24 protein-coding genes and 1 pseudogene are annotated in these 26,949 nt (G+C 67.1%); 16 read left to right on the plus strand and 9 right to left on the minus strand.

Translation table 11 applies throughout. The features are described from left to right. Positions 1-5: 5 nt before the first annotated feature. On the minus strand, positions 6-938 hold the full coding sequence (locus tag DN412_RS26045; RefSeq protein WP_115214225.1) for a dihydrodipicolinate synthase family protein: 933 nt from the start codon (positions 936-938) through the stop codon (positions 6-8). A 113-nt stretch (positions 939-1,051) separates the two neighbouring features. Here DN412_RS26045 and DN412_RS26050 point away from each other — a divergent pair, with 113 nt between their 5' ends. The 4 genes from DN412_RS26050 (at position 1,052) to DN412_RS26065 (ending at position 5,381) form a co-directional block, all read left to right on the plus strand. Continuing rightward, entirely contained in the window at positions 1,052-2,008 is a 957-nt protein-coding gene (locus DN412_RS26050; RefSeq protein ID WP_115214226.1) for a LysR substrate-binding domain-containing protein, read from the plus strand. 109 nt (positions 2,009-2,117) lie between these two features. After that, entirely contained in the window at positions 2,118-3,083 is a 966-nt protein-coding gene (locus tag DN412_RS26055; protein ID WP_115214227.1) for a Bug family tripartite tricarboxylate transporter substrate binding protein, read from the plus strand. A 15-nt stretch (positions 3,084-3,098) separates the two neighbouring features. After that, complete coding sequence (locus tag DN412_RS26060; RefSeq protein WP_115214228.1) at positions 3,099-4,115, plus strand: 4-hydroxythreonine-4-phosphate dehydrogenase PdxA; 1,017 nt, start codon at positions 3,099-3,101, stop codon at positions 4,113-4,115. A 90-nt stretch (positions 4,116-4,205) separates the two neighbouring features. After that, positions 4,206-5,381, plus strand: a complete 1,176-nt coding sequence (locus tag DN412_RS26065; RefSeq protein WP_115214229.1) for an L-rhamnonate dehydratase — start codon at positions 4,206-4,208, stop codon at positions 5,379-5,381. Positions 5,382-5,401: 20 nt separating this feature from the next. On the opposite strand, the gene DN412_RS26070 is transcribed toward DN412_RS26065, so the two are convergent. Then, a complete protein-coding gene (locus DN412_RS26070; RefSeq protein WP_115214230.1) occupies positions 5,402-6,385 on the minus strand; it encodes a LysR substrate-binding domain-containing protein in 984 nt (327 codons plus the stop codon). Positions 6,386-6,596: 211 nt separating this feature from the next. Here DN412_RS26070 and DN412_RS26075 point away from each other — a divergent pair, with 211 nt between their 5' ends. Together DN412_RS26075 and DN412_RS26080 are read left to right on the plus strand one after the other, a co-directional pair. Then, positions 6,597-8,342, plus strand: a complete 1,746-nt coding sequence (locus tag DN412_RS26075) for an IlvD/Edd family dehydratase (RefSeq protein ID WP_115214231.1) — start codon at positions 6,597-6,599, stop codon at positions 8,340-8,342. Between the two features lie 67 nt (positions 8,343-8,409). Further along, positions 8,410-9,753 carry an MFS transporter gene (locus DN412_RS26080; protein ID WP_279635239.1) on the plus strand — a complete coding sequence of 448 codons (1,344 nt, stop codon included), beginning with the start codon at positions 8,410-8,412 and terminating at the stop codon, positions 9,751-9,753. Between the two features lie 15 nt (positions 9,754-9,768). On the opposite strand, the gene DN412_RS26085 is transcribed toward DN412_RS26080, so the two are convergent. Next, positions 9,769-10,005, minus strand: coding sequence for a hypothetical protein (locus tag DN412_RS26085; RefSeq protein WP_115214232.1), 237 nt, complete (start codon positions 10,003-10,005; stop codon positions 9,769-9,771). Between the two features lie 210 nt (positions 10,006-10,215). On the opposite strand from DN412_RS26085, the gene DN412_RS26090 reads away from it, so the two are divergent. Next, a complete protein-coding gene (locus DN412_RS26090; protein ID WP_115214244.1) occupies positions 10,216-10,761 on the plus strand; it encodes a GNAT family N-acetyltransferase in 546 nt (181 codons plus the stop codon). Between the two features lie 166 nt (positions 10,762-10,927). Next, positions 10,928-12,072 (plus strand): annotated as a pseudogene (locus tag DN412_RS26095) (hypothetical protein). 46 nt (positions 12,073-12,118) lie between these two features. Here the strand turns inward: DN412_RS26095 and DN412_RS26100 are convergent. The 3 genes from DN412_RS26100 to DN412_RS26110 all read right to left on the minus strand — a co-directional run bounded on the left by DN412_RS26100 (position 12,119) and on the right by DN412_RS26110 (position 14,104). Beyond that, the gene (locus DN412_RS26100) at positions 12,119-12,592 is read right to left on the minus strand and encodes a DUF2269 family protein (protein WP_115214233.1); all 474 of its coding nucleotides are present in this window, start codon (positions 12,590-12,592) and stop codon (positions 12,119-12,121) included. After that, positions 12,589-13,689, minus strand: a complete 1,101-nt coding sequence (locus DN412_RS26105; protein WP_115214234.1) for a saccharopine dehydrogenase family protein — start codon at positions 13,687-13,689, stop codon at positions 12,589-12,591. The genes DN412_RS26100 and DN412_RS26105 overlap by 4 nt, the downstream gene beginning before the upstream one ends. Before the next feature lie 187 nt (positions 13,690-13,876). After that, positions 13,877-14,104, minus strand: a complete 228-nt coding sequence (locus DN412_RS26110) for a hypothetical protein (RefSeq protein ID WP_078198964.1) — start codon at positions 14,102-14,104, stop codon at positions 13,877-13,879. A gap of 344 nt (positions 14,105-14,448) precedes the next feature. Here DN412_RS26110 and DN412_RS26115 point away from each other — a divergent pair, with 344 nt between their 5' ends. Beyond that, positions 14,449-14,991, plus strand: coding sequence for a PadR family transcriptional regulator (locus DN412_RS26115; protein ID WP_115214235.1), 543 nt, complete (start codon positions 14,449-14,451; stop codon positions 14,989-14,991). A 54-nt stretch (positions 14,992-15,045) separates the two neighbouring features. Here the strand turns inward: DN412_RS26115 and DN412_RS26120 are convergent, their stop codons facing one another. Together DN412_RS26120 and DN412_RS26125 are read right to left on the minus strand one after the other, a co-directional pair. After that, positions 15,046-16,041, minus strand: a complete 996-nt coding sequence (locus DN412_RS26120) for an NAD(P)H-dependent flavin oxidoreductase (protein WP_115214236.1) — start codon at positions 16,039-16,041, stop codon at positions 15,046-15,048. 80 nt (positions 16,042-16,121) lie between these two features. After that, the gene (locus DN412_RS26125; RefSeq protein WP_341868078.1) at positions 16,122-16,559 is read right to left on the minus strand and encodes a nuclear transport factor 2 family protein; all 438 of its coding nucleotides are present in this window, start codon (positions 16,557-16,559) and stop codon (positions 16,122-16,124) included. A gap of 208 nt (positions 16,560-16,767) precedes the next feature. On the opposite strand from DN412_RS26125, the gene DN412_RS26130 reads away from it, so the two are divergent. Both DN412_RS26130 and galE read left to right on the plus strand, forming a co-directional pair. Then, a complete protein-coding gene (locus DN412_RS26130; protein WP_115214237.1) occupies positions 16,768-17,787 on the plus strand; it encodes a tyrosine-type recombinase/integrase in 1,020 nt (339 codons plus the stop codon). A 163-nt stretch (positions 17,788-17,950) separates the two neighbouring features. Next, positions 17,951-18,970, plus strand: a complete 1,020-nt coding sequence (gene galE, locus DN412_RS26135; RefSeq protein ID WP_115214238.1) for a UDP-glucose 4-epimerase GalE — start codon at positions 17,951-17,953, stop codon at positions 18,968-18,970. Between the two features lie 85 nt (positions 18,971-19,055). On the opposite strand, the gene DN412_RS26140 is transcribed toward galE, so the two are convergent. Next, a complete protein-coding gene (locus DN412_RS26140; protein WP_078198969.1) occupies positions 19,056-19,364 on the minus strand; it encodes an H-NS histone family protein in 309 nt (102 codons plus the stop codon). Positions 19,365-19,899: 535 nt separating this feature from the next. On the opposite strand from DN412_RS26140, the gene DN412_RS26145 reads away from it, so the two are divergent. The 5 genes from DN412_RS26145 to DN412_RS26165 form a co-directional block, all read left to right on the plus strand. Further along, positions 19,900-21,741: a methyl-accepting chemotaxis protein gene (locus tag DN412_RS26145; protein WP_115214239.1), complete on the plus strand. Its 1,842-nt coding sequence runs from the start codon at positions 19,900-19,902 to the stop codon at positions 21,739-21,741. A 113-nt stretch (positions 21,742-21,854) separates the two neighbouring features. Continuing rightward, complete coding sequence (locus tag DN412_RS26150) at positions 21,855-23,828, plus strand: putative bifunctional diguanylate cyclase/phosphodiesterase (protein ID WP_115214240.1); 1,974 nt, start codon at positions 21,855-21,857, stop codon at positions 23,826-23,828. A 1,009-nt stretch (positions 23,829-24,837) separates the two neighbouring features. Beyond that, positions 24,838-25,230, plus strand: a complete 393-nt coding sequence (locus DN412_RS26155) for a response regulator (RefSeq protein WP_078198975.1) — start codon at positions 24,838-24,840, stop codon at positions 25,228-25,230. A 140-nt stretch (positions 25,231-25,370) separates the two neighbouring features. After that, a complete protein-coding gene (locus DN412_RS26160) occupies positions 25,371-25,847 on the plus strand; it encodes a chemotaxis protein CheW (RefSeq protein WP_078198976.1) in 477 nt (158 codons plus the stop codon). A gap of 109 nt (positions 25,848-25,956) precedes the next feature. Then, a partial coding sequence (locus DN412_RS26165) for a methyl-accepting chemotaxis protein (protein WP_115214241.1) occupies positions 25,957-26,949 on the plus strand: 993 nt, incomplete at its 3' end.

The raw sequence follows: 26,949 nt of genomic DNA on the forward strand, positions 1-26,949 counted from the left end.
TAAGTTCAGCGGGCCCAGCGCAGCACCAGCGGATCCAGCCGGCGCGCAATCTTCAGCAGCCCTTCGCGGGTGGCCGGGTGCATCGGCTGCAGCGGGTGACGTACTGCGTCGGATGCGATCACGCCGCCTGCCTGCATCAGCACCTTGCTGGTGGCCAGCCAGCCTTGCCGGTTCTCGTAGTTGATCAGCGGCAGCCACTGCTGGTAGCGCTGCGCGGCCAGTTCGGCGTCGCCGGCCTGCCAGGCATCGAGGATCTGGCGGATGCCGTCAGGGAAGCCCGCGCCGGTCATGGCGCCGGTGGCGCCCGCTTCCAGGTCGGCCATCAGCGTGATGGCTTCTTCGCCGTCCCAGGGACCGACGATGGCGTCGCCGCCCAGCGCGATCAGTTCGCGCAGCTTGGCCGCGGCCTGCGGCACTTCGATCTTGAAGTACGACACATTGCCGATCTCGCGCGCCATGCGCGCGAGGAACGGCGCGCTCAGCGTGGTGCCGCTGACCGGTGCGTCCTGGATCATGATGGGGATGTCGATGGCATCCGAGACCGTGGCGAAGAACTCATAGACGCTGCGCTCGGGCACACGGATGGTGGCGCCGTGGTAGGGCGGCATCACCATCACCATGGCCGCGCCCGCGTCCTGCGCCGCGCGGCTGCGCTCGGCGCACAGGCGCGAGCTGAAATGCGTGGTGGTGACGATCACCGGCACGCGGCCGTCCACGTGCTCCAGCACGGTCTTCATCAGCACGTTGCGCTCGTCGTCGCTCAGCACGAACTGTTCGGAGAAGTTGGCGAGGATGCAGATGCCGTGCGAACCGGCATCGATCATGAAGTCGATGCAACGGCGCTGGCCGTCGAGGTCAAGGCCGCCCTGCGCATCGAAGATGGTGGGCGCTACCGGGAAGACGCCGCGGTAGACGGTGGGCGATGGGGGGCGGGTCATGGTCTCCTCCGGCTGCTTTATGAATGGATCGGGCCAATATACGAGCCGCCCCGCGGGCTGTATATTGAATCCTTTCCATCTGGTGATCGCTTTTGCGACTCACTGCCCTGGTCATGAAATCCACCCTCGATACCCTGACGGGCCGGCTGCGCATGAAGCAGTTGCAACTGCTGATCGCGCTGGACGAGCACCCCTCGCTGCACCAGGCCGCCGCCGCGATGGCGATGACCCAGTCGGCGGCTAGCAAGTCGCTGCAGGAGCTGGAAGGCATGCTGGAGGCGCCATTGTTCGAGCGTTCCAGGCGCGGCATGCGCCCCAATGCCTTTGGCCACTGCGTGATCCGGCATGCAAGGCAACTGGTGGCGGACCTGGGCGCGATGTGCGAGGAGGTGGCGGGCATCCGCGCCGGCAGCGGCGGGCACGTGGCCATCGGCGTGATCATGGGCGCGGTGCCGGAGGTGCTGGTGCCGGCGCTGGCGCAGTTGCGCCAGGCGCAGCCGGAACTGGCGCTGGAGATCATCGAGGACACCAGCCTGCGCCTGCTGGGGCTGCTCGATGACGGCCACCTCGACCTGGTGATCGGCCGCTCGCTGGTCAGCGATGAACCGGCCCGCTATCACTACCACCCGCTGGGCGATGAGCAGGTCGCCGTCGTGGTAGGCCATTCGCACCCTGCGCCGCGCGCGCGTGCGATGGGGTTTGCCGACCTGGCGGGTTATCGCTGGATCACCTATGCGGGGCATATGCCGATGCATGCGCTGCTGCAGCGCGAACTCGACCTGGCCGGCATGAGCTTCCCGGCCAATGCGATCTCGACCTCATCGGCCCTCGTGACGGTGGCCATGCTGCAGGGTGACGCCGGGCTGGTGTCGCTGCTGCCGACCGGCGTGGCGGCGATGTTCGTGCGGCAGAAGATGCTGCGCATCCTGCCCGTGCAGCTGCAGTCGCGGCAGCAGACCTTCGGCATCGTGACGCGGCGCGGCGGCGCCTTGTCCGCGGCGGCGCGGCAGCTGGTCGCGATCCTGAGGGCCTGGCCGCGCGCCGCGGAGCACGCGGCCGCCGAGGTATAACCTCAGGTGATCGCCAGTTCAAAAAACGTCAGTAGTGGCGAATCGCTGATGCTCCTATAGTCTGGCCATCCGCGCCGCAGAGCCGGACCGCAAAACGACGGAGACAACAATGAAGACATGGATCGCCTGCGCACTCGCCGGACTGGCCACGGCGGCGGCAACGGGCACCGCATGGGCCCAGGACACGCGGCCGGTGCGGCTGATGGTGGGCGCGGCGCCCGGCGGCGGCACCGACGTGATGGCGCGTATCGTCTCCGACAAGCTCGCCGCGCAACTGAAGCAGCCTGTGGTGGTGGACAACCGCCCCGGCGCTTCCAACACCATTGCCGCGGACATCACCGCCAAGGCGGCGCCGGATGGCAATACGCTGCTGATGGGCGTGGTCACTTCGCAGGCGATCGCGCCGCACCTGCTCAAGCTGCAGTTCGATCCGCTCAAGGACCTGGTGCCGGTGGCGCTGGTCTCGTCGGTGCCCAATGTGCTGGTGGTCAACAACCAGGTGCAGGCGCGCGACGTCAAGGCGCTGGTGGCGCAGATCCAGGCCAGCCCGGACAAGTTCCGCTACAGCTCGTCCGGGGTCGGCAGCACCCAGCACCTGGCCGGCGCGGCCTTTGCGCGCCAGGTCAAGGGCAAGCTGCTGCACGTACCGTACAAGAGCAGCAGCAGCGCGCTGGTGGACCTGATGGGCGGGCAGGTGGACATGAGCTTCGAGACCATGCCGTCGGTCATCAGCCATATCAAGGCCGGCAAGCTGCGCGCGCTGGCGGTGACCGCGGACCAGCGCTCGGCGCTGCTGCCGAACGTGCCCACGCTGGCTGAAGCGGGCGTGCCCGGCATCCAGATGAGCGCGTGGTACGGTGTCTATGCGCCGGCCGGCACGCCGCCCGCGACGCTGCAGAAGCTGAGCAGTGCGCTGGCCACGGTGATCAAGGACCCTGACACGGTGCGCCGGCTGGGCGATGTCGGCGCGGTGCCCGGCACGCTGACCGCGGTGCAGTTCGATGCCTTCTCGCGTGCCGAGTATGTGCGCTATGGCAAGCTGATCGCTGAACTGGGCGTCAAGCTCGACCAATAACTACCCGGAAGTCCCATGAATTCCCGTCCAAGAATCGCCATGGTGCTGGGCGACCCCGCCGGCATCGGCCCGGAACTGATCGCCAGGCTGCTGGCCGATCCCGCGACCGCCGCTCAGGCCGACATCCTGCTGATCGCCGACCGCGACGAATGGCGCCACGGCATGCAGGTCGCAGGCGTCGACCTGGCGCTGGCCGAGACCGATGCGCCTGCCTTTGCCGATGACGGCAAGCCGCGCCTGTACCACTGGCAGTTGCCGGAACGCCCGGCATATGCGCGCGGCCAGGCCAGCGCCGAGGGCGGGCGCTACAGCCTGGGCACGCTGGCGCTGGCGCTGGAACTGGCGCAAGCGGGCCAGGCCGACGCCATCCTGTTCGGGCCGCTGAACAAGAGCTCGCTGCACGCCGCCGGCATGGCGCACAGCGATGAGCTGCACTGGTTTGCCGAGCAGCTTGGCTACCACGGCAACTTCTGCGAGTTCAATGTGCTGGACGGACTGTGGACCTCGCGCGTGACCTCGCACGTGGCGCTCAAGGACGTGCCGGCGATGATCACGCAGGAACGCGTGGGCGGCGCCATCGACCTGATCGACCAGGCCCTGCGCCGCGCCGGCATGGCGCGCCCGCGCATCGCGGTGTGCGGCCTGAACCCGCACAACGGCGACAACGGTGCCTTCGGCCGCGAAGAGATCGACGTGATCGCCCCGGCGGTGGCCGCGGCGCGTGCTCGCGGCGTGGCGGCCGACGGTCCGTTCCCGGCCGACACCATCTTCCTGAAGGTGCAGGGCGGGCCGTCGCAGCGGCAGTTCGATGCCATCGTCACCATGTATCACGACCAGGGCCAGATCGGCATCAAGCTGATGGGCTTCTCGCGCGGCGTGACGGTGCAGGGCGGGCTGCCGGTGCCGATCACCACGCCCGCGCACGGCACCGCATTCGACATCACCCAACAGGGCCGCGCCGATCCGGGCGCCACGCTGCAGGCGTTCCAGATTGCCTGCAGCATGGGTGCGCAGCGGCGCGCCGCAGCCTAGCCACCACCTTCACTACACCGATACCAGCATGACCGCCCCCGGCGCGGCCGGGGAGCGTTCGCGCCTACGCATCGCCATCAGGAGCTGAATATGAAGATCACCAACGTCCGCGCCCGCGTCTTCGAATGGAAGGGCAAGACCGTGCCGCCGCAGGCGCACTTCTGCACCAACGCCACCGACATCCTGTTTGAGCGCGGCGATGCCATGGGCTCGTTCCGCTTCCATGGCTGGATGGTGGTCGAAGTGGAGACCGATACCGGCCTGGTCGGCATCGGCAACTGCGCGCTGGCACCGCGCGTGGCCAAGGAGATTGTCGACCAGTACCTGGCGCCGGTGGTGATCGGCCAGGATCCGTTCGACAACGAATACCTGTGGCAGAAAATGTACCGCCGCACCCATGCGTGGGGCCGCAAGGGCATCGGCATGGCGGCGATCTCGGCGGTGGATATCGCGCTGTGGGACCTGATGGGCAAGGCAGTCGGCAAGCCCGTGTTCAAGCTGCTGGGCGGGCGCACCAAGGAAAAGATCTGGTGCTATGCCTCCAAGCTCTACAACAACGACGACCGCGACGCCTTCCTGGCCGAGGCGCAGGGCTACCTCGACCAGGGCTTTACCGCGATGAAGATGCGCTTCGGCTATGGCCCCAAGGACGGCCCCGCCGGCATGCAGAAGAACATCGAGCAGGTGCGCCTGCTGCGCGAGCTGGTGGGCGACGGCGTCGACATCATGCTGGAGTGCTACATGGGCTGGACCCTGGAGTACGCCCGCCGCATGCTGCCGCGCCTGGCGGAATTCAACCCGCGCTGGCTGGAAGAGCCGGTGATCGCCGACGATATCGAAGGCTATGTCGAGCTGAAGAAGGCAAGCCCGTTCCCGATCTCCGGCGGCGAGCACGAGTTCACCTCGCACGGCTTCAAGGACCTGCTCGAGCGGCGCGCGGTGGATGTGATCCAGTACGACACCAACCGCGTCGGCGGCATCACCGCGGCGCAGAAGATCAACGCCATGGCCGAAGCGTGGTCGGTGCCCGTAATCCCCCACGCCGGGCAGATGCACAACTACCACCTGACCATGGCGTCCACCGCTTCGCCGATGGCCGAGTACTTCCCGGTGCACGACGTGGAGGTCGGCAACGAGCTGTTCTACTACATCTTCAAGGGCGATCCCGCGCCGGACAACGGCTACCTGCAGCTGGACGACAACCTGCCGGGGCTGGGGCTGGAACTGAACGAGGAGTATTTCAGCCAGTTCGACATCATCGGCTGAAGCAGGCGGCAGGCGCCGATTCAGGCCGGCGCCTGCCCGCCATAGATGGACTGCCCGCTCTCGCGCAGCGCATCGGCCACCAGCAGCGCGCCCGGCGACATCAGCCGGTCAGTCGGCGTGATCAGGCCGAAATCGTCCATATGGCAGGGCATCGCCATCGGCAGGATCTCCACCATGCCGAACGCCGCGTAGTACTGCGCCACGTCGGCGGTCAGCACCGCGATCATGTCCGATTGCGTCACCATGCGCGTCAGGAACAGCAGCGCGGCGGTCTCCACCACATTGACCGGCGGCGCCAGGCTGGCGCGCTGAAACATCAGCTCGAAGCGGTGGCGCAGCACCGTGCCCGCCGGCGGGATCAGCCACGCGGCCTCGGTGGTGTCGGCCAGCGACAGGTGCTGCGCCGACAGCATCGGATGGCCTGGCCTGACCACCGCGCACACCGGCTCTTCTGACAGCGGCTCATAGCGCAGCCGCCCCTTGTCGTGTTCGGGAAACAGCCGCGCCACGACCATGTCCAGCTTTTCCTGCCCCAGGCGGTCGAGCAGCACGTTGCTGTTGTCGATATCCACCGACACGCGCAGGCCCGGGTAACGCGCCTTGATCTGCGCGATCGCCGGCGGCAGCAGCCGCACGCCCGGCGACGTGATGGCGCCGATTGCCACATGGCCGAGCCGCCCGGCCTTCAACGCCAGCACCTCTTCACGCGCCTGGTTCAGGCTGCCGATCACCGCGCGCGCATGCCGGATCATCGCCCGCCCGTAATCGGTCGGCGCCATGCCGCGCGGCAGGCGCTCGAACAGCGGCACCGACAGCATCTCTTCCAGTTCGCGCAGCAGCTTTGATGCGGCGGGCTGTGTCATCGCCAGGCGCTCGGCGGCGCGATGGATGCTGCCTTCGTCGGCGACCGCCAGCAGCAGCAACAATTGCCGGGTCTTGAGGCGGGCGTGGCTTTGCCAGAGCGGCGCGGCGTCCGGGGCAGGGGAGGTAGCTGGGGCTTGCATAAATATAAGGGTTAATACCGATGCCAGGATCGATATGGCAACGGCCGAACTCTTCATTAGTAGCATATCGGCAAGCTGCATACACTCCGTCCGACAAAACAAAAACGACCGGAGACAGCGTGGCGCCGCGCCACCATGACGCAACGCCGCTGGACCCCTCGTCCCTGCCATTCCGGCCACCAGCCATGGCGGCCATCGCATCTGGAACAACATGTCGGATTCCAAGGACAAGCAACGCAAGCCGCTGCGCTCGACGGCGTGGTTCGGCAGCGCGGACAAGAACGGCTTCATGTACCGCAGCTGGATGAAGAACCAGGGCATCCCCGACCACGCCTTCGACGGTCGCCCCGTGATCGGCATCTGCAATACATGGTCGGAACTCACGCCCTGCAATGCGCATTTCCGCAAGCTGGCCGAGCACGTCAAGCGCGGCGTGTATGAAGCCGGTGGCTTCCCGGTCGAGTTCCCGGTCTTCTCCAACGGCGAATCCAACCTGCGCCCGACCGCGATGCTGACGCGCAACCTGGCCGCGATGGACGTCGAGGAAGCGATCCGCGGCAACCCCATCGACGCGGTGGTGCTGCTGACCGGCTGCGACAAGACCACGCCCGCGTTGCTGATGGGCGCGGCCAGTTGCAATGTGCCGGCCATCGTCGTCACCGGCGGGCCGATGCTCAACGGCAAGCTCGACGGCAAGGACATCGGCTCGGGCACCGCGGTGTGGCAGCTGCATGAATCGCTCAAGGCGGGCGAGATCAACCTGCACCAGTTCCTGTCGGCAGAGGCCGGCATGTCGCGCTCGGCCGGCACCTGCAACACCATGGGCACGGCCTCGACCATGGCCTGCATGGCCGAGGCGCTGGGGACTTCGCTGCCGCACAATGCCGCGATTCCCGCGGTGGACTCGCGCCGCTACGTGCTGGCCCACATGTCCGGCAGCCGCATCGTCGAGATGGCACGCGAGGACCTGACGCTGTCGAAGATCCTGACGCGCCAGGCCTTCGAGAACGCAATCCGGGTCAACGCCGCGATCGGCGGCTCCACCAACGCGGTGATCCACCTGAAGGCGATCGCGGGCCGCATCGGCGTGCCGCTGGAACTGGAAGACTGGAGCAAGGTGGGGCGCGACACGCCGACCATCGTCGACCTGATGCCGTCGGGCCGCTTCCTGATGGAAGAGTTCTATTATGCGGGCGGCCTGCCGGCGGTGCTGCGCCGTATGGGCGAGGCGGGCTTGCTGCCGCACCCCGGGGCGCTGACCGTCAACGGCAAGGCGATCTGGGACAACGTCAGGGACGCGCCGATCACCAACGATGAAGTGATCCGCCCGCTGGACCAGCCGCTGATCCGCGACGGCAGCATCCGCATCCTGCGCGGCAACCTGTCGCCGCGCGGTGCCGTGCTTAAGCCTTCGGCGGCCACGCCGAAGTTGCTGCGCCATCGCGGCCGCGCGGTGGTATTCGAGAACCTGGAGCACTACAAGGAACGCATCGTCGATGAAGCGCTCGACGTCGACGAGAACTCGGTGCTGGTGCTCAAGCGCTGCGGCCCGCGCGGCTACCCCGGCATGGCCGAGGTCGGCAACATGGGTCTGCCGCCCAAGCTGCTGCGCCAGGGCGTCAAGGACATGGTGCGCATCTCCGATGCGCGCATGAGCGGCACCGCCTACGGCACGGTGGTGCTGCACGTGGCGCCCGAGGCCGCCGCCGGCGGCCCGCTGGCGATCGTGCGCGACGGCGACTGGATCGAGCTCGACTGCGAAGCCGGGCGCCTGCACCTGGATATCGATGAGGCCGAGTTCGCGCGCCGCATGGCCGACGTGCAGCCGCTGCAGGCGCCTGCCGACGGCGGCTATCGCAAGCTCTACGTCAACCACGTACTGCAGGCGGACGAGGGCTGCGACCTCGACTTCCTGGTGGGCTGCCGCGGCCGCGAGGTGCCGCGCCACTCGCACTGAACCACGGCGCCGGCTGCCACCGCGCAGCCGGCGCGATCCTGCCTGCCACAATAAGAGGAGACTTGCCATGCATGGCACCCAGACCGCGCCGATCGAGCGCGCCGCCCCGACACAGGGTGAACATTCACAAGCGATGGAGGAAAGCCGCATCATCGGCATGCTGGTGCGCCGGCTGATCCCGTTCCTCGCGCTGATCTACGTGGTCGCGTATATCGACCGCTCCGTGGTGGGCTTCGCCAAGCTGCATATGAACGCGGCCATCGGCATCAGCGATGCGGCCTACGGCCTGGGCGCGGGACTGTTCTTCATCGGCTACTTCCTGTGCGAAGTACCGAGCAACCTCGCGCTGGAGCGCTTTGGCGCACGCCGCTGGTTTGCGCGCATCCTGCTCACGTGGGGTGTCATCACCATGGCGATGGCGCTGACCAGCGGCCCCCACAGCTTCTATGCGCTGCGCTTCCTGCTGGGCGCGGCCGAGGCGGGGCTATACCCTGGCATCCTTTACTTCCTTACCAAGTGGTTCCCGATGCGGCACCGCGCGCGCATCATCGGCCTGCTGGTACTGGCGCAGCCGATCGCACTGATCATTACGGGTCCGCTCGCGGGGCTGGTGCTGTCGACCCATGGCCTGTTCGGCATGAACAACTGGCAGACGCTGTTCGTGCTGAGCGGCCTGCCCGCGGTGCTGCTGTGCCTGCCGACGCTGAAGCTGCTGCCTGAGTCGCCGGCCGGTGCCGCGTGGCTGGCGCCGGCCGACCGCGCCTGGATCGAACGCGAACTGGCCGCGGACCAGGCCACCTTCGCGCTCAAGTCCCACGGCAACCCGCTGCAGGCGCTCAGGGATAAGCGCGTGCTGCTGCTGTCGCTGCTGTTCCTGCCATTCCCGCTGAGCATCTACGGACTGTCGCTGTGGCTGCCGACCATCATCAAGCAGTTCGGCGTCACCGATGCCATGACCGGGCTGCTGTCGGCGGTGCCCTACCTGTTCGCGGTGGTCGGACTTTACCTGGTGCCGCGTCATTCGGACCGCAAGCGCGAGCGCTATGGCCATATCGTGGTGGTGTCCGGCATGGCGGCGGTGACCATGGCGCTGAGCGCGTGGGTGCAGTCGCCGGTGCTGCAGTTCCTGTTTATCTGCCTGACGGCCTTCTCGATCTATTCGATCCAGGCGGTGGTGTGGGCGCTGCCTGGCGAGTTCCTGACGGGCGCCAGCGCCGCGGTGGGCATCGCCACCATCAATTCGCTGGCCAATCTCGGCGGCTATTTCGGGCCGTATGGCATTGGCGTGATTAAGGACGCCACGGGCAGCCTCGCTGCCGGCCTGTACTTCCTGGCGGTGATGCTGGTGTTTGCGGTGCTGATGGCCTTCGTCGTGCGCGCCGCGCTGCGGCCCGCGGTGGCGCGTGCCTGAGCGCCCGAGGTGGCTTCAGGGCCGCCTCTTCTTCCACTCGTAGTCGGGCGGCGGATCCGCCGCCCCGGCCCGCCCCACCGCGTTGGGATTCTCCGAACACAGCGTGACGAAGCTCACCGGCTCGCCCGCGTGCTGGCGCTGGCGCAGCGCTTCGGTAAAGCGCAATGCCTCACCCATGGCGTCGCTGGGGAATGACTGCGCGTGGGGACTGAGCCCGGTGCCGTCGGCTTCGGACCAGTAGACCATATACATAGGGCTCCCTCCTGGTTGCACCGGGCCATTGTGCAGGGTCCTGCAACCGTCGTTCCCGGCGCTGGAAGTGTTGCACGTGGCTTGCGCGGGAGGTCCGGCGTGCCGCGAATCCCTGCCGCTACGCTTTGCAAGCCCTGGCATGCGGCGGCACAATGGTCGCTCCCCGACACCTTGCCGGCGCTGCGCCAGGGCCGACCGCTGCCGCTCATCATGCCTGATCTTGCGCTGATCCCCGCCACTGCTGCCGATGCTGACCGGCTCGCGGCCATGCACGCCGCCAGCTGGCAGCACACCTATCCCGGCATGCTGCCGGCCGACTACCTGCGGGATCAGGCCTACCCGGAACGGCTGGCGGCCTGGCGCGCCCGCATGCACGATGGCGTGGATGGCCCGGCGGAGGTCACGCTGGCCATGGTCGACGGCGAAGCCGCCGGCTTTGCGTGCCTGCTGCCCGAGGCGGAACCGCGATTCGGCATCTATCTCGACAACCTCCACGTCTTGCCCGCCTTCCACGGCCAGGGCCTGGGCAAGCGCTTGCTGGCCCACTGCGCGCAGCGCGTCGCCGCGCACTGGCCCGGGCGGCCGCTGTTCCTCTACGTGCTGGAAGCCAATACGCAGGCGCGCGCGTTCTACCAGCGGCTGGGCGGCGAGGAATCCGAGGCGTTCGAGGATGATTTCCACGGCCCGGACCTGCGGGTCCTGGTCCGCCGCGTGACCTGGCCGGACGTGGCGGCCCTGGTCAGGCGCCTGGGCTGACCGGGGCGCGCGCCCGTGTCCGTCGCCGGCAAACTTTCCCACAGGAGTCGCTTCCTCATGCTGCAAGCCATCGCTCTCGTTGCGCCAAGCAAACCATGCCGGGCTTTGGCCGGTGCCGGCGCCCGTGTCCGTCGCCGGCAAACTTTCCCACAGGAGTCGCTTCCTCATGCTGCAAGCCATCGCTCTCGTTGCGCCAAGCAAACCATGCCGGGCTTTGGCCGGTGCCGCCATCGCCATGGCCGTGCTTGCCGGTTGCGCCAGCGCACCGGACACGCCTGCCGCCGCCAGACCGGCAGAAGCGGCGGCCAAACCGGCACAGGCGAAGCCGCACTGGCAGCGCGTGCACCTGGGCGCGGGCGCGGGCTACGACTTCCCGGTCTACGCCAACCATCCGCTCGACGCCGACCTGTCGCGCATCCGCGAGGTGGTGTTCGTGCAGCACGGCCTGCAGCGCGACGGCGATGAGTACTTCGCCGCCGGCGCGGCACTGCTCAAGGCCAGCGGCCGCAATCCTGACGAAGTGCTGCTGATCGCGCCCAACTTCCCCGGTACGCCTGACCATGGCAAGGGCTTTGACGGCATGCCGCAGTGGTCGGTGCAGGGCTGGCTGAGTGGTGAGAATGCAGTCAACGCGCCGTTCCGGATCAGTTCGCTGCAGGTACTGGACGACCTGCAGCCTTTGTCACCGACAAGACGCGACTGCCCCAGGTGGCCAGGGTGACCGTGGCCGGGCATTCGGGCGGCGCGCAGATCGTGCACCGCTATGCCGTGCTGAACAATGTCGACGAGCGCGTCCGCGCACGCGGCATTGACCTGCGCTATGTGGTGGCCAATCCCTCGTCCTACCTGTATTTCACGCCGGTGCGCCCGGCTGGCGCGGACGGCCGCTCGTTCGCGCCGTACGACAAGGCGGTCTGCCCTGACTACGACAAGTACCGCTACGGCATGCAGGACATCGTGCCATACGCGAAGGGGACCAACGGCCTGTCGCTGTACCGGCGCTATGCCGCCCGGCAGGTGACCTACCTGGCCGGCACCGACGACAACGACCCCAATCACCGCGTGCTGGACAAGGCGTGCGGCGCCGAGGCCGAAGGCGCGACGCGGCTGCAGCGCGCCCGCGGTTACCTGCGCTATGAGCGCTACCTGGCCAGCCCCGGGCTGGTGATGCGGCACCGGGCGTATGAAGTGGTGGGCGTGGGCCACGACCAGGCACGCATGTTCGGTTCGCAATGCGGCGCCAGGGCGGTGTTCGGCATGGCGGAATCGGCCAACCCGGACGGCGCGGCCTGCCGTGCGCCGCAGCTCTGAGGCAGGCGCTGCCGCGGCGTCCGCGTGCCGGCCTGGCGCTTGCGCCTCAGGCAAAGCTCGGCTTGCTGACCATCAGCCAGAACACCGCCAGCAGTGCCGTGAATGCCGGAATGCCAAGCCAGAACCAGAGGCGCGCATAGACCCAGTACAGAGCAGGAAGCGGCGTGCCGCTGGCATCGGCGGTCCTGGCGAGATCGCGCATGCGTAGCTGGAGCCAGACCACCGGCAGCCAGCAGGCCCCGGCAAGCAGGTACAGGCAGCTTGCACAGGCGATCCATCCGCCAAGCATCGGGTAGCCGGCGTAGTACGCCATGGCAAAGCCTGTGACCGGCTGCACGATGACGGCTGGCGTGGTGAAGATCCAGTCGGCAAGCACGGTACGCTCCGTGGTGATGCGGATCGCCCGCACATCCGCGCTGCGGTCTGCCATCCATTTAAAGAAGGCGATGCCAATGCCCGTGCCAAACAGTGCCGTGGAACTCAGGACATGCAGCCACTTGATCAGCAGGTAGCCACTCATGCCTGAACCTCCCGCACGTCGAATCCCTGCAGGGCGTCCAGGTATTCCTCTACCGACAGGATGCCGACGCAAGGCGTCGCGCCGCAGGGTGGCTTTTCTCCCCGCGCCAGCTTTGTCGCCAGGGCAATGGAGGCGCCGCAGGGAATATGCGGCCCGTGATTCTGCGCCGCAACGAGATGCCAGTCGATCCGAAGCGGTGTGCCGTCATGAGCAAGCCCCTCCATCGAAACGAACATGCCACCCTTGTCGCTGACCAGGGGCTCCAGCCATCGGCTGATTCGATGCAGCGGACGGACCAGCGGGGTGAGCCCGGGAATCAGGCGCAGCCGGACCAGCTGCGAGGCGGCCCAGACGAACAAGTGACCGGCGGCACTGGCGAAGCCGGCGTGGAACGTCACGGTTTGCACAGTCGGATAGCGCCGTGGGAACAGAACCAGGTCCGGCACGTCGCAGCTGCCGAGCAAGCGCGGGCCGACTGGTGCGGGAAAGCGATGGCGCCGAAGGTCCAGCCAGCCGTGGGTGAATTGCCACCGGCCGTCTTCCAGTCTGGAAAAGGCCTTGCCACAGTACCCGAACACCCCTCGCATGGTGGCCACGCCGGGCGATCGTGCGCCGGAGCCGATGCCATGGCGAATCGACTTGAGCCGGCCGAACTGCTTCAGGTATCGATCAACCACGGCCGACGAAAGCGCGGGCAATGAGCTTGCCCCGCTGGTCACAAACACACCCTGATCCCGAGCGGCCTGATCGAGGCACCCAATGCCGTTGACGAAGTCGCGGCCATCCGCCAGGTCGATATAGTTTGCCCCTGCGGAAATGGCAGCGTTTGCCACCGCGTAGTCCTGTCCCTGGAAGGGACCGGCGGTATGAACGACGGTATCGACGCCTGATTCTCCCAGGCGCTGCGCGAGCGACGGGGCGCGAGCGTCAAGGGCAAGGCCTTGCTCCGCCGCAAGTCCAAGCTCGCGGGCGAACGCGCGCGCGCGATGACCGTCGCGTCCGGCAATCAACAAGCGGATTTGATGATTTTGCGCCAGCGCCTGGCTGATGCGCGCGCCAAAAAAACCATAACCGCCCAGGACAAGTACCGTATGCATATTCCAGCAATGCGACCGTAGTGACGATTCCAGAGCCGGATTGTATGTAATTGAGCAGCCACGTGGCGCAAAGACAGGCCGGGGGGGTGGAGGGCCAAGAAAAAACCCGCGAAGGTCGCGGGTTCAAGTCCCTGCCCGCAGGATCGGGGCCGGAGGAGACAACCACAGGAAAACGATTCGTGCCTGGTCAGCCCAGGCTGTACTTGACGACCTGTTCTTCGACGCCGACAAAGCGCACCAGCTGGCGCAGGCCGCTGGCGTATTCCTTGATATGGTGCCCGTCAGGGGTATCGGGCAGCCGGTAATAGACAGGCGCCTTGTCGCGCATTGGCGGCAGGAAGCCGAGCGGGCGTTCGCCGGCGTCGGCTTCCCAGGCCACGTCGCGATCTTCGGCAAGCAGGGTTCTTCCGGTCATGGACACACTCCAGGGTTGCTGCATGGTGCGGCCGGGGGCGGATCGTATTGCTCGCACTGGTTTCAATGTATGGAATGTATGGCACCCGGAGCGAAAATGCCATTCAGCGTTTTTTAATTCTGGTTGCGAGGAAATTTCGAAACTGGCAAATTTGACGAATAGATGGTTTGAGAGCCGTGGCAGGGCAAGGGAAGAACCGCGGCGGCGGCGGCGCCAGTCCGGCATTGCGCTACCATAGCGCCAGTTTTTTGAAGTGCGGTCCCCGGTGCGCATGCGTGCCACGCCGGCCACCAACCCTACCCGCCCCAAAACCATAACCGCCCCCGCGGGCCCTGCCCAGACGCATGTCGACCCAGCACGCCTTGTTGATCTCCCTGATCGAAAAGCCATCGTCCGGCTACGACCTGGCACGGCGCTTTGACCGTTCCATCGGCTATTTCTGGCATGCCACGCACCAGCAGATCTATCGCGAACTGGGGCGCATGGCGGACAACGGCTGGATTGCGGCCGACGAGAGCGAGGCCGAAGGCGAGGGCTCCGCGGACCGCAGGAACCGCAAGAAGGTCTACCGGGTGCTGCCGGCCGGGCGCGACGAACTGGCGCGCTGGGTGCTGGCGCCGGGCGCCGGACTGGACCAGCGCGAGGAGATCCTGGTCAAGCTGCGCGCCGATGCAGTGATCGGGCCGCTTGGCCTGGGTGACGAGATGCGGCGGCTGATTGCGCTGCACCGGGGGCGGCTGGAGACTTACCTTGCCATCGAACGGCGCGATTTCTCGGCGCCCGACATGGACCGCGCGCAACGGCTGCGCTATGCGCTGCTGCAGCGCGGTATCCGCTTCGAGAACGATTGGGTGGCCTGGGGCGAGGAACTGCTGCCGCTGCTGTAGCCGCGCCGCGCATGGGTGGGCGGCTACCGCCTGGCAGGCGAACGACTGGCTGTGTCAGGCCAGATCGACGGCACGCGTGCCGGCCTGCTTGGCTTCGCCCAGGCCCAGGCGGCGGCGCGCCAGCGCATATTCCTCGGCAAAGCGGCGCACCAGCTCGCCCGCGGGCACCACGCGCTTGATTGCGCCCACGCCCTGGCCGGCGCCCCAGATGTCCTTCCACGCCTTCACGCTGGTCGAGCCGAAGTTCATCTTCGACGGATCGGATTCGGGCAGCGCGATCGGGTCCAGCCCGGCGCGCTCGATGCTGCCGCGCAGGTAGTTGCCGTGCACGCCCGTGAACAGGTTGGAGTAAACGATGTCGTTGGCGCTGCTGTCGACGATCATCTGCTTGTAGCCGTCCTGCGCATTGGCTTCCTGCGTGGCGATAAAGGCCGAACCGATATAGGCCAGGTCGGCGCCGGCGGCCTGCGCGGCCAGGATGGCGTCGCCGCTGGAGATCGCGCCCGACAACAGCAGCGGGCCGTCGAACCATTCGCGGATCTCGTGCAGCAGCGCGAACGGCGACAGCGTGCCGGCATGGCCGCCGGCACCGGCGGCAACCGCCACCAGCCCGTCCGCACCCTTCTCGATGGCCTTGCGCGCGAAGGCGTTGTTGATCACGTCATGCAGCACGATGCCGCCGTACGAGTGCACCGCGTCATTGACTTCCTTGCGCGCGCCCAGCGAGGTGATCACGATGGGCACCTTGTAGCGCACGCACAGCTCCAGGTCATGCTCGAGGCGGTCGTTGGACTTGTGCACGATCTGGTTGACCGCGAACGGCGCCGACGGGCGGTCGGGGTGCCTGGCGTCGTGCTCGGCCAGCTCGGTGGTGATGCGGTCCAGCCATTCCTCCAGCTTGGGCGCCGGGCGCGCATTCAACGCGGGGAACGAACCCACCACGCCGGCCTTGCACTGGGCGATGACCAGGTCGGGGTTGGAAATGATGAACAGCGGCGAGCAGACCACCGGCAGCGACAGCCGGTTCTGGAGTTGGGCGGGAAGGGCCATGGGTGAAGTCTCCTGGGTAATTCGGGGTGGTTCGGTGAAGCGAATGCGGGGAAAACGAAAGCGCTGATGCGAAGCAGACCTCAGGCCGCGCCGGTCAGTACGTCCTTCTGGCTGGCCAGGCGCGCGCCCATGGCGGCGGCCAGCGCCTCCAGGCCGGAGCGCGGGCGCACCATGACTTCGAACTCGGCAATACGGCCGGCGTCGTCGAAGCGGATCATGTCGATGCCCTTGAGCGCCTTGCCATCCACGGCGGCGCTGAATTCCAGCACCACGCTATGGCCATCGTCGCTGACAAAACTGCGGTGATAGCGGAAGTCCTGGAACACCTGGTTCACCGTGGTCAGCACCAGCGCGATCGCGGCGCGGCCGGGATACGGGGTGTGCGCGACCGGCGAGCGGAACACCACTTCATCGGCCACGATGGCATCGAACCCGGCCATGGAATGCGTGGCGATCATTTGGTGCCAGGCGTCGAGCGACGCCTGGGCGGCGGGAATCAGGTTGGCGGTGCTGGTCACGGGGTCTCCTGGGCTGGCGTCGGTGCGCGGGCGTCTGCTCTGGTTGTCTCGTATCGCGGTTTATGCAACCAGTTGCATAGTGAATCGAAAGGTAGCACGCTCCGCGGCACCATGCAAGGCATGCCCGCTCCCACCTGTCGCGCAGTGACGCGTTGTCTACAATAGGCGGGATTGCCCCCCGGACCGCCGGCCTAACGCAGGAGAGTCAGTGATCACTAAGCCCAGCGCCGCCCATCTTGAACAGGCGGCCTTGTTCGATGCCGACCTGGCCGCCTGGCGCGACCACCCGGAGCGCGCGTTCGACGGCTGGCTGGCGCAGCATGGCTTTCGCCACGGCACCAGCGTGGTCTACCGCGCCATGTGGGGCAAGCTGCTGCGCTGGTCGGCAGAACGCGGCCTGCCGCCGCTGAGCTGGTCGGCCGAGCAGATCGGAGAATTCCTGGATGCGCAGCAGCTGCATAAATCGCACCGATATCGCTATACGCGGCTGATCGAACGGGTGTTCCACCATCTTTCCCGGCTGCGCGAGGGCATGCACAACCCGGGCAGCCAGGCGGTGCGCGCCCACCTGGCCGAGGGCGAGAACGATCCCACCGCGTTCCTGCTGCCCGGCGAGCGCGACCTGCTGGTGGCACGCATCCTCGGCCCCGCCGGACTGCCGGCGGGGGATGCGGGCGGCGCGGCGTCGCCCACGCAATGGAAGCGCGCGCGCGACGCGGCGCTGCTGGCCGTGCTGCTCGGTGGCGGGCTGAAGGTCGCGGAAGCCCGGGCGCTGCGGGTCGATGTGATCGAGGATGGCGCCCCCGGCCGGATGGCGCTGCGCATGGTGCGCGCGGACAACGGCCGCGCCTATACCGTGCCGCTGTTCCCGCTGGCCCATGCGCCGCTGCGGGCCTGGCTGGCGCTGCGCGAAGCCTCGGGCACGCTCGGCAGCCTGGTGTTCCCGGCGATGCCGGCAGGGCGGCCGATGCATGCCGCCTCGGTCTACCGGCGCGTGGAGATCCTGCTGGACGAGGCCGGCGTGCTGGCCGGGCGCTGCGAGCGCGCGTCGCCGCAGACGCTGCGCAATACCTGCGCGGCCATGCATTTCGAGGCCGGCACGGCACCGGCCGAGGTGGCCCAGTGCCTGGGCATGCGCGACCTGGAATCGGGCTGGCGGCTGCGCGCCGCCTACGAAGCCTGGCAGCAGCGGGCGGGGCTGGTGGTCGAGGCGGCCGTGCGCCTCTGACGTCACGCACGCCACTTGGCTGGCCGCCGTTGCACATCGTGGATAATAGGCAGCTTCGCGCGGCCGGCGGGGCGGCAAGTGGTGTTGACCCTGTTTGCCGAAGCATCTGAACCGGCCAGGCCCGGCCTTTAATCGCTGAATCGAATCCACAACGCCTTTTTCCATGCCTGAAACCTTGCTCCTGACCGGTGCCACCGGCTATATCGCCTCGCATACCTGGGTTGCGCTGCTCAATGCCGGCTATCACGTGATCGGCCTGGATAATCTGTGCAACAGCAGTCCGGCGGTGGTCGGCCGGCTGGCCACCATTACCGGCCAGAGCCCGCATTTTGTGCAGGGCGACGTACGCGACCGCGCGCTGCTCGACCGGCTCTTTGCCGAACACCGCATCAGCGCGGTGATTCATTTTGCCGCACTCAAGGCAGTGGGCGAATCTGTGAAGCAGCCGCTGGAGTATTACAGCAACAACCTGGATGGCCTGCTGACGGTCTGCGCGGCAATGAACGCGGCCGGGGTGAAACAACTGGTGTTCAGCTCTTCGGCTACGGTTTATGGCAATCCGCATGCCGTGCCGATCCTGGAGGATTTCCCGCTGTCGGCCACCAATCCGTATGGCCAGACCAAGCTGATGGGGGAGCAAATCCTGCGCGACCTGGAAAAATCGGATCCGGAATGGCGCATTGCCTACCTGCGTTATTTCAATCCGGTCGGCGCGCATGAGAGCGGGCTGATCGGCGAAGATCCGCGCGGCATCCCGAACAACCTGATGCCCTATGTGGCGCAGGTGGCGGGCGGGCGCCGTGAAAAGCTGATGGTTTTCGGCGGCGATTACCCGACGGTGGACGGTACCGGCGTGCGCGACTATATCCATGTCTGCGACCTGGCCGATGGCCACCTGGCGGCGCTGGGCTATCTGCGCGAGCAGGGCCGGGGCCTGACCGTGAATCTGGGCACGGGCCGTGGCTACAGCGTGCTGGAAGTGCTACAGGCCTACCAGCGTGCCAGCGGCAAGCCAGTGCCGCATGAAATTGTGGCGCGGCGCCCCGGCGATATCGCCGCTTGCTACGCCGATCCGGCGCTGGCCAGCCAGTTGCTGGGCTGGCGCGCGCAGCATGATATCGACCGCATGTGCCAGGACTCCTGGCGCTGGCAGTCGATGAACCCGCAGGGGTTTGAGGCCTGACGGCCGGCCGGGCGCACCGGTACCGCAAATTAAAAACGCCACGGATGGATTCCGTGGCGTTTTGCCGTCTGCCGGATCGCGCGTTTCAGCGGATCAGGAAGTCCTCGACTGATTTACCCTGGGCCAGGGCCTGGGTCAGCCAGCCCGGACGCTTGCCGCGGCCGGTCCAGGTATTGCCGGCGCTGTCGCGATAGCGCACCGGCACCTTGCGGTTGGCGGCCTTCTTGCCGGCTGGTGCCTTGGCGCCAAAACCGAGGTCATCCGCGGTCAGGCCATATTGCTCGATTTTCTCACGAATATCCGCGATCACGGCGGATTGTTCACGCGCCTTGATTTCCTCGGCTTGCTTCTGCAGTTCACTGATTTTCTGAACGATTTCCTGATACGTCGCCATTGCGTCCTCGGTTTCCGGTGGGTGAATTGGGTGAATTGCGCTGGTGTGCGGGGGGTAAAAATGCTGAAAACAATTATAACGAGGTCGCAGCCCGCTGCAAATCCTGGCGGTGTTATCCGGACCGGTTTTTGCGAAAATTCTTGGGTCCGATAATTGTGTGAACTTTTGGTGTCGCTTCCAGTCCGCGGTGGATTTGCGGTCCGCCGGGCTTGGCCGGCACCGGCCTAGGGCCCGGGCCCGTAATTGGTGCAGTCTTACTCGAACTACGCGGGGCGGTCCACGCTATTGCCGGGAAATCGAATCCCCATTATCTGGCTGGGTAATCCGTATTAGGGTTTCCTGCCATACCACGGTCCGCGCGTGGCGTATATCCGACATGGCGGCGATCGCCGGCGAATTGTGGCCGCCCCGGCCGGGGACCGCTCAAGGATGAGGGGGGTACGCCGTTATCCGGGCAGGGCGGATCATCTTGTGTCGATCCTGCCGGACCGGGGCAAGGGGTGTGTCCCGCGGATTGCCAAAGTCTTCTTTCGTCATGTCCTTGCACAACAATATCCAGATCAAGACCCTGTTACGGGGCGCCATGGGAATGCTGTCGCTGTTGCTGCTGCTGGTTGGCGGCGCCGGCCTGCACGGCATCTCGCAGAGCAATGACGCACTCAAGGAGACTTACGCCAACCAGCTAGGCTCCGCCGTTGCACTCAGTGACGCGATGCTGGCCACCACGCGCATGCGCCTGGCGCTGGACCGCAACGTGATGCAGGGCGAGCAGGAAGATCCCAAGGTCAATGTGGACCGTTCCAGGGTGTTCGTGGAGGCCTCCGAGGTTGCGTGGAAGCGCTATATGAGCCTGCCGCAGAATGCCGAGGAAAAGGCGCTCGCCACGGAACTGGGCAGGCTGCGCCAGGCCTTCATGGAGCAGGGCGTGCTGCCGTTGCAGGCGGCCTCGCTGGCGGGCAACCAGGAAGAGGCCGTGCGGGTGGCGAAGACGGTGCTGCCTGACCTGCAGCGCAGCATGTCGAGCGCGCACGAGAAGCTGCAGAAATTCCAGATGACGGTCGCGCAGGCCAACTTCGATGCTTCGCAGGCCGGCTTTGCCCGCATCCGCATGCTGTCGATCGTGCTGATCGTGCTGGGCCTGGCGGTTGCCGTGCTATGCACCGCCACGCTGAACCGTGCCATCGTCACGCCCGTGCAGGAGGCACTGGCCGTCTTTGAGTGCATCGCCCGCGGCGACCTGACCTCGCGCATCACCAGCATCTCGAAGAACGAGATCGGCCGCATGATGCAGGCGCTGGCCGCGATGCAGTCGAGCCTGTCGGGCATCGTTGCCGAAGTGCGCACCGGTGCCGATTCGATGGCGTCGGCGACGCAGCAGATTTCGACCGGCAACCTGGACCTGTCGCAGCGCACCGAGGAACAGGCCTCGTCGCTGGAGCAGACCGCAGCCAGCATGGAAGAGCTGACCACGGTGGTGCGCCAGAACGCGGACAACGCGCGCCAGGCCGGCGTGCTGGCGAGCGAGGCCTCGCAGATCGCGCTCAAGGGCGGCGACGTGGTGGGCCGCGTGGTCGACACCATGAACGAGATCAACGGTGCCTCGCGCAAGGTGGTGGAGATCATCAGCGTGATCGAGGGCATTGCCTTCCAGACCAATATCCTGGCGCTCAATGCCGCAGTGGAAGCCGCGCGCGCCGGCGAGCAGGGGCGCGGCTTTGCCGTGGTGGCGGGCGAGGTGCGCAGCCTGGCGCAGCGCTCGGCCTCGGCCGCCAAGGAGATCGAGGCGCTGATCAGCGAGTCGGGCCAGCGCGTGGAGAGCGGCACCCGGCTGGTGGCCGAAGCCGGCCAGACCATGGGCGAGATCGTCCAGGCCGTGCGCCGCGTGACGGACATCATGAACGAGATCGGCGCCGCGTCGCAGGAACAGACCAGCGGCATCGAGCAGGTCAACCAGGCCGTGACCCAGATGGACGAGGTGACGCAGCAGAACGCCGCCCTGGTCGAGGAGGCTGCCGCCGCTGCCGGTGCGCTGGAAGAACAGGCGCAGAAGCTCAAGAACGTGGTCTCGGTGTTCACCGTGGGCGCTGGCGCGGGAGCGGTTCCGGCAATGGCGCCGGCCAGATCCGGGGCAGCAGTCGCTGGCCGTGCCGCGCGTACCACGGCGGTACGTAGCACGGTGACGGCGGCTGCGGCTGCGGCGCTGCCCGCGGCCCCTGCCGCGCCGCTGCCCGCGGCCCCTGCCGCGCCGCGTGCCGAAGGGGTTCGCCCGGCCGCGGCAGGATCGGCAACCAAGTCGTCCACCAAGTCGGCAACCAGGCCGGCAGCCCGGCCGGCGCTGGCCGCAGCCGGGGCCGATGACGACTGGAGCGCGTTCTAACCCCACGTCCGAGCCATTGTCTTGTTCACACGGCGACTGCAAGATGCCATGATGCGGGGTTTGTCCCGCGTCCTGACCTTCTTCGCGCATTCTTTTCATCATCGCGCAGCCTAATGATTGCCCTGAGTTCCGTCCTGTTGCTGCTGGCTGCCCTGCTGGGCGTGGCCGCCGCCCTTGGCGTCCGCGCCGGGCGCGCGGACCAGTCAGCCGGCGGCCGCTCGCTGCGTGTGCTGACCTGGTCAGCCGCGCTGCTGTCGCAGCTGACAATCAGCCTGCCCGTGTTGGTGGTGGCGCTGTCGGGCAGCGTGCCGGCCGTCAACGACTCGGCACAGCTGGTGGCGAGCTTTGCCGCCGCGGCGGCGGCCACCACGGCGGCCAAGCTGCTGGTCCAATGGCTGCGCCAGGGCACGCGCTTGTGGCGCGGCGCGGCGATCATGGCGGTCGTGGCCGGCGCCGGGCTGGTGGCCGCCGCCGGCACGCATCTGGGCCGGTCGTGCGGCGCGGGCACGGTCAGCGCGCGCGATTGCCTCAATGCCGCCGGCCTGCCGCACCCAGCTTGGCTGGCTGGCGGGCTGACCGCGCTGTGCGCGCTGCTGTTGGCCATCCACCGGGCGCAGGCGCGCGGCTGGCTGCCGGCGCCGGTGCGCGGTGACGCGGGCCTGGCCGATGACCTTGCCGACGACCTTCCCGGCCTGCACCGCACCGCCGAGCCGCGGCCGCCGCGTCGCGGCGCCCGCATTCCTGGCCGCCCGGGCCGCCTGACCGTGCGCGCCACCGCGCGTGGGCAGGACACGGTCGGCGAGTACAGCGTGGCGACGGTGATGCCTGACCGCGTGGCGTTCGGCCGCTGGCTGGACCAGGCGATGGCGCAGGCACGGCTGGCCGAGACCGGCTGCGCCGTGCTGCTGATCCATATTGCCGATTACCGTGAGGTCGACGAGGTCTTCGAGATCCGCGCCGACGACATCCTGGCCCAGGACGCCGGCGCGCTGGCGCAGGCCGTGCTGGAGCCACACGACTTCCTGGCGCGACTGGCGCGCGACGAGTTTGCCGTGGGCGTGCCCGAACTGGTGCACCATGGCCGCGCGCAGGAACTGGGTTCGCGCATGCTGGGCTCGCTGGCGGAGTTCATTGCCGCGCGCGGCCTGCAGATGCAGATCGGCGTGAATATCGGCATCGCCATCTATCCGCGCGACGCGCAGACCTCAGAGGCCCTGATGCAGGCCGCCCGCGTCAGCCTGGCCGAAGCCCGCCAGAGCGGCTCGAACCAGGTGCGCCTGTTCAACAGCGCCGCCGGCGAACGTGCCCGCCGCACCCGGGTGATCCGGCGCGACTTGTGGCTGGCGATCCAGGACGATACGCTGTCACTGCAGTTCCAGCCCAAGTACGACGCGCGCCGCCGCACCCTGGTCGGCGCCGAAGCGCTGTGCCGCTGGCGCCATCCCGCGCTGGGCCAGGTCAGCCCCGCCGAGTTCATCGCCGTGGCCGAGCAGTCCGGCCAGATCGACAAGCTCGACGACTGGGTGCTGACCAGCGTTTGCCGCCAGGTGCGCCAGTGGCGCGACGCCGGCGTGCCGACCGTGCCGGTGGCGATCAATGTCTCGGGGCTGCGCTTTGCCAGCCGCAATTTCCCGCAATACCTGCTGGAGCAGATCCACCAGCATGACATCCCGCCGTCGGCGATCACGCTGGAGATCACCGAGACCGCGGCGATGAAGGACATCGGCAAGTCGCTGGAGACGCTGGCCGAGCTGCAGTCGCTCGGCATCCAGGTGGCGCTGGATGATTTCGGCAGCGGCTATTCGAGCCTGGGCTACCTCAAGCGCCTGCGCGTGGGCACGCTCAAGATCGACCGCACGCTGATCGGCGGGCTCGATACCGATGCGCAGGGCCGCGCCATCGTCGGCTCGATGGTGGCGCTGGCGCACGAGCTGCGCATGAAAGTGGTGGCCGAGGGCGTGGAGTCGGTCTCGCAGCTGGAGATCCTTAATGAAATGGGGTGCGACGAGGTGCAGGGCTACCTGCTGTCGCTGCCGCTGGATGCTGCGGGTTTTGTTGAGGCTTTGCGGGAGCAGGGGGGTGGGTGATGGCGGTTGAAGTTTGGTTCTTTGGTGGTTGGTCGGGTTCGATGTTGTCGTAGGTTTGACGGCCTGGTTCCGCCCTGCTGGGCGGGTCACTTTTTGTCCGAGCGACAAAAAGTAACCAAAAAACGCGTCGCCTCAGGCGGCTGGCCATCCATTCCACGGTGTTGGTGGTTCGGGCGGTGGTGATTTCCGTTCGATGGGGTTGGTGGTTCGAGCCTGCTACGCACCCTGTCGGGTGCCTACGTCGACGGACTATTGGACGAACCCGACTTTAGGCTATTGGCAGCCTGCTAACGAGGTCATCGGTAGGACGCCTACGGCTGCGCTACGCGCACTCAGTATCGTAGGTCGAAGGCACTGGCACGGAGTGCGTCGCTGCGCTCGCACGGCGCGGTCGGGATTCCGGGCCCCAAAAAAAGAGCGCAAATCAGGACGTGGTCGTCCGCCTGCCACGTTAGGGCCGGCGCGAAGCGCAGCCGAAGGCGTCCCACCGACGCGGTAGTTAGCAGGCTGCCAACCGCCTAAAGTCGGGTTCGTCCAATAGTCCGTCGATGTGGGCACAGACACGGTGCGTAGCAGGCCCGAACGGCCAACCACGCCAAACGGCAAGCACCGCCGCCCGAACCACCCCCACCACCAAATTGGTGGCCAGCCGCCAGAGGCGACGCGTTTTTTGGTTACTTTTTGTCGCTCGGACAAAAAGTGACCCGCCCAGCAGGGCGGAACCAGGCGGTCAAACCTACGACAACATCGAACCCGACCTACATAACCAACCCAACAAGCAGGAAGCCCCGCCGGCTAAACCGGCGAAACAGCCGACGCCCGCCAAGAGCGAAAACCAACCGCATGGCCACATGCCCAATAACCATAAAGTTCCCGCTAAACCCATCCGATAACCACTCTGGCACCCTGCCCACATATGCGACGCGCCGGCAGCCGGCCGCCGACTGCGCCGCCCATGCTACCCATCTTCCAGTCGAATCAACCAAGTCCCTTAAAACCGGAGGCGCCCATGTCATCGCCCAGCATCCTCGTCGTCGACGATTCCCCCTCGCTACGCCGCATGATCGGCGCCTGCCTGCGCGCGGGAGGGTTTGACGTGACCGAGGCCGCCGACGGCGACCAGGCGCACGCGCTGGCCGCCGGCGCCAGCTTCGGCATGCTGGTGACGGACCAGGTCATGCCCGGCATGGATGGCCTTACGCTGATCCGCAGCCTGCGCGCGACCGAGCGCTATGCGCGCATTCCCATCCTGATGCTGACCACCGAGCAGGACGGCAGCATCCGCGAACAGGCCCGCGCCGCCGGCGCCTCGGGCTTCCTGCCCAAGCCCTTCGATCCCGACGAGCTGATGCAGGCGGTGACCGCGCTGCTGCCACCGGCGCACCCTACCTTCGAAGGGTAAGGAAGGCCCCGCGTCGCCCTTCAGTCACCCCGATTCCTGCCGTAAACACTGGTGGGCGAAGTCATGCCCCGGTGCCAGCCAGCGGCCTTCGGCCGCCGCAGCGCCAGCAAATCAGCATGAGCCAAATTGGGGGCTAGACGATGAAGCACATCGACAAGGCAGACGGCACGGTAGAGGAGTTCCTGGCCTTTACGCTGGGCCGGGAGGAATACGGCGTCGATATCCTGAAGGTGCAGGAGATCCGCGGCTACGAGTCGGTCACCCAGATTGCCAACGCACCGGACTACATCAAAGGCGTGATCAACCTGCGCGGCATCATCGTGCCGATCATCGACCTGCGCATCAAGTTCCGCCAGCCGAATGTCAGCTATGACCAGTACACGGTCGTGATCATCGTCGACCTCAACGACCGCACCACCGGCATCGTGGTGGACGGCGTCTCCGACGTACTGACGCTGACCGCCGCGCAGATCAAGCCCACGCCGCACTTCACCGGCGAGGTGGCGACCGACTATATCCGCGGGCTGGGCTCGGTCGAGCAGCGCATGCTGATCCTGGTCGACATCGAGAAGCTGCTCAACACCGAAGAACTGGCCGCGCTGGAAGCGGTGTCCTGATCCCGCGGCTCCGCCAAAGCCGTCCGGTGGGCGCTCCACGCCTGCCGGACCGAACAACGCCCGGGTGCCGCGCATATTGCCGCGCCACGGGCACGCAGTACTGTCATTGATGCGAAACAACCAACCCGTTACGCAGCGCGAGTACAAGCTCTCCCCATCGGACTACCTGATCTCGCGCACGGACCTCAAGGGCCGTATCACCTTTGCCAACCGCACCTTTATCGAGGCCAGCGGCTTTGCGGCGGAGGAACTGCTGGGCGCGCCGCATAACCTGGTGCGCCACCCCGACATGCCGCCCGAGGCGTTTGCCGACCTGTGGCAGGACCTGCAGGCCGGTCGCACCTGGATGGGCGTGGTCAAGAACCGCCGCAAGGACGGCGACTTCTACTGGGTCAATGCGACCGTGACGCCAACGCGCGTCGATGGCCGCGTGGTTGGCTATACCTCAGTGCGCTCGATGGCGACGCGCGAGCAGGTGGAAGCCGCCGGCGCCGCCTATGCCAGATTCCGGGCCGGCCGCGCTGACGGGCTGGCGATCCGCCACGGCGCCGTGGTGCGCACCGGACTGCGCGGCATGGTGCAGGGCCTGCTGCGCCTGAACCTGAAGCGCCGCATCCTGTGGGCGCAGGCCGGCGGCCTGGTGTGGTTCCTGGCCGCGCTCGTTGCCGTGGAGGCATTGGGCGGAGCAGGCACGGCCGCACTGCGCCCGTGGCTGTGGGGCGGCTTTGCGCTGGCGCTGGCGTCCTCGTTCGCGGCCGGCACCATGCTGCTGGCGCGCGTGAACCGGCCGGTGCGCGACATGCTGGACTTTGCGCTGCGCATGGGCGCGGGCGACCTGACCACGCGCTTCGAGCAACGCAGCGCGGACGAGATCGGCGCACTGGCGCAGGCCATGCAGACCATGCAGCGCAGCCTGCTGTCGGTGGTGCATGAGATCCAGGAAGGCATGGCCAGCATCTCGACGGCGACGCACCAGGTGGCCGCGGGCAATAACGACCTGTCGCAACGGACCGAGCAGCAGGCGGCGTCGCTGGAGCAGACCGCTTCGAGCATGGAAGAGCTGACCAGCACGGTGCGCCAGAACGCGGACAACGCGCGCCAG

Origin of the sequence: Cupriavidus lacunae (assembly GCF_003353055.1) — a bacterium.
In the GTDB taxonomy this organism is placed as follows: Bacteria; Pseudomonadota; Gammaproteobacteria; order Burkholderiales; family Burkholderiaceae; genus Cupriavidus; species Cupriavidus lacunae.

What these genes read in the sequence shown, in the direction of transcription:
- DN412_RS26045 (WP_115214225.1), bottom strand. Translation starts at nt 938, where the DNA reads ATGACCCGCCCCCCATCGCCCACCGTCTACCGCGGCGTCTTCCCGGTA.
- DN412_RS26050 (WP_115214226.1), top strand. Translation starts at nt 1,052, where the DNA reads ATGAAATCCACCCTCGATACCCTGACGGGCCGGCTGCGCATGAAGCAG.
- DN412_RS26055 (WP_115214227.1), top strand. Translation starts at nt 2,118, where the DNA reads ATGAAGACATGGATCGCCTGCGCACTCGCCGGACTGGCCACGGCGGCG.
- DN412_RS26060 (WP_115214228.1), top strand. Translation starts at nt 3,099, where the DNA reads ATGAATTCCCGTCCAAGAATCGCCATGGTGCTGGGCGACCCCGCCGGC.
- DN412_RS26065 (WP_115214229.1), top strand. Translation starts at nt 4,206, where the DNA reads ATGAAGATCACCAACGTCCGCGCCCGCGTCTTCGAATGGAAGGGCAAG.
- DN412_RS26070 (WP_115214230.1), bottom strand. Translation starts at nt 6,385, where the DNA reads ATGCAAGCCCCAGCTACCTCCCCTGCCCCGGACGCCGCGCCGCTCTGG.
- DN412_RS26075 (WP_115214231.1), top strand. Translation starts at nt 6,597, where the DNA reads ATGTCGGATTCCAAGGACAAGCAACGCAAGCCGCTGCGCTCGACGGCG.
- DN412_RS26080 (WP_279635239.1), top strand. Translation starts at nt 8,410, where the DNA reads ATGCATGGCACCCAGACCGCGCCGATCGAGCGCGCCGCCCCGACACAG.
- DN412_RS26085 (WP_115214232.1), bottom strand. Translation starts at nt 10,005, where the DNA reads ATGTATATGGTCTACTGGTCCGAAGCCGACGGCACCGGGCTCAGTCCC.
- DN412_RS26090 (WP_115214244.1), top strand. Translation starts at nt 10,216, where the DNA reads ATGCCTGATCTTGCGCTGATCCCCGCCACTGCTGCCGATGCTGACCGG.
- DN412_RS26100 (WP_115214233.1), bottom strand. Translation starts at nt 12,592, where the DNA reads ATGAGTGGCTACCTGCTGATCAAGTGGCTGCATGTCCTGAGTTCCACG.
- DN412_RS26105 (WP_115214234.1), bottom strand. Translation starts at nt 13,689, where the DNA reads ATGCATACGGTACTTGTCCTGGGCGGTTATGGTTTTTTTGGCGCGCGC.
- DN412_RS26110 (WP_078198964.1), bottom strand. Translation starts at nt 14,104, where the DNA reads ATGACCGGAAGAACCCTGCTTGCCGAAGATCGCGACGTGGCCTGGGAA.
- DN412_RS26115 (WP_115214235.1), top strand. Translation starts at nt 14,449, where the DNA reads ATGTCGACCCAGCACGCCTTGTTGATCTCCCTGATCGAAAAGCCATCG.
- DN412_RS26120 (WP_115214236.1), bottom strand. Translation starts at nt 16,041, where the DNA reads ATGGCCCTTCCCGCCCAACTCCAGAACCGGCTGTCGCTGCCGGTGGTC.
- galE (WP_115214238.1), top strand. Translation starts at nt 17,951, where the DNA reads ATGCCTGAAACCTTGCTCCTGACCGGTGCCACCGGCTATATCGCCTCG.
- DN412_RS26140 (WP_078198969.1), bottom strand. Translation starts at nt 19,364, where the DNA reads ATGGCGACGTATCAGGAAATCGTTCAGAAAATCAGTGAACTGCAGAAG.
- DN412_RS26145 (WP_115214239.1), top strand. Translation starts at nt 19,900, where the DNA reads ATGTCCTTGCACAACAATATCCAGATCAAGACCCTGTTACGGGGCGCC.
- DN412_RS26150 (WP_115214240.1), top strand. Translation starts at nt 21,855, where the DNA reads ATGATTGCCCTGAGTTCCGTCCTGTTGCTGCTGGCTGCCCTGCTGGGC.
- DN412_RS26155 (WP_078198975.1), top strand. Translation starts at nt 24,838, where the DNA reads ATGTCATCGCCCAGCATCCTCGTCGTCGACGATTCCCCCTCGCTACGC.
- DN412_RS26160 (WP_078198976.1), top strand. Translation starts at nt 25,371, where the DNA reads ATGAAGCACATCGACAAGGCAGACGGCACGGTAGAGGAGTTCCTGGCC.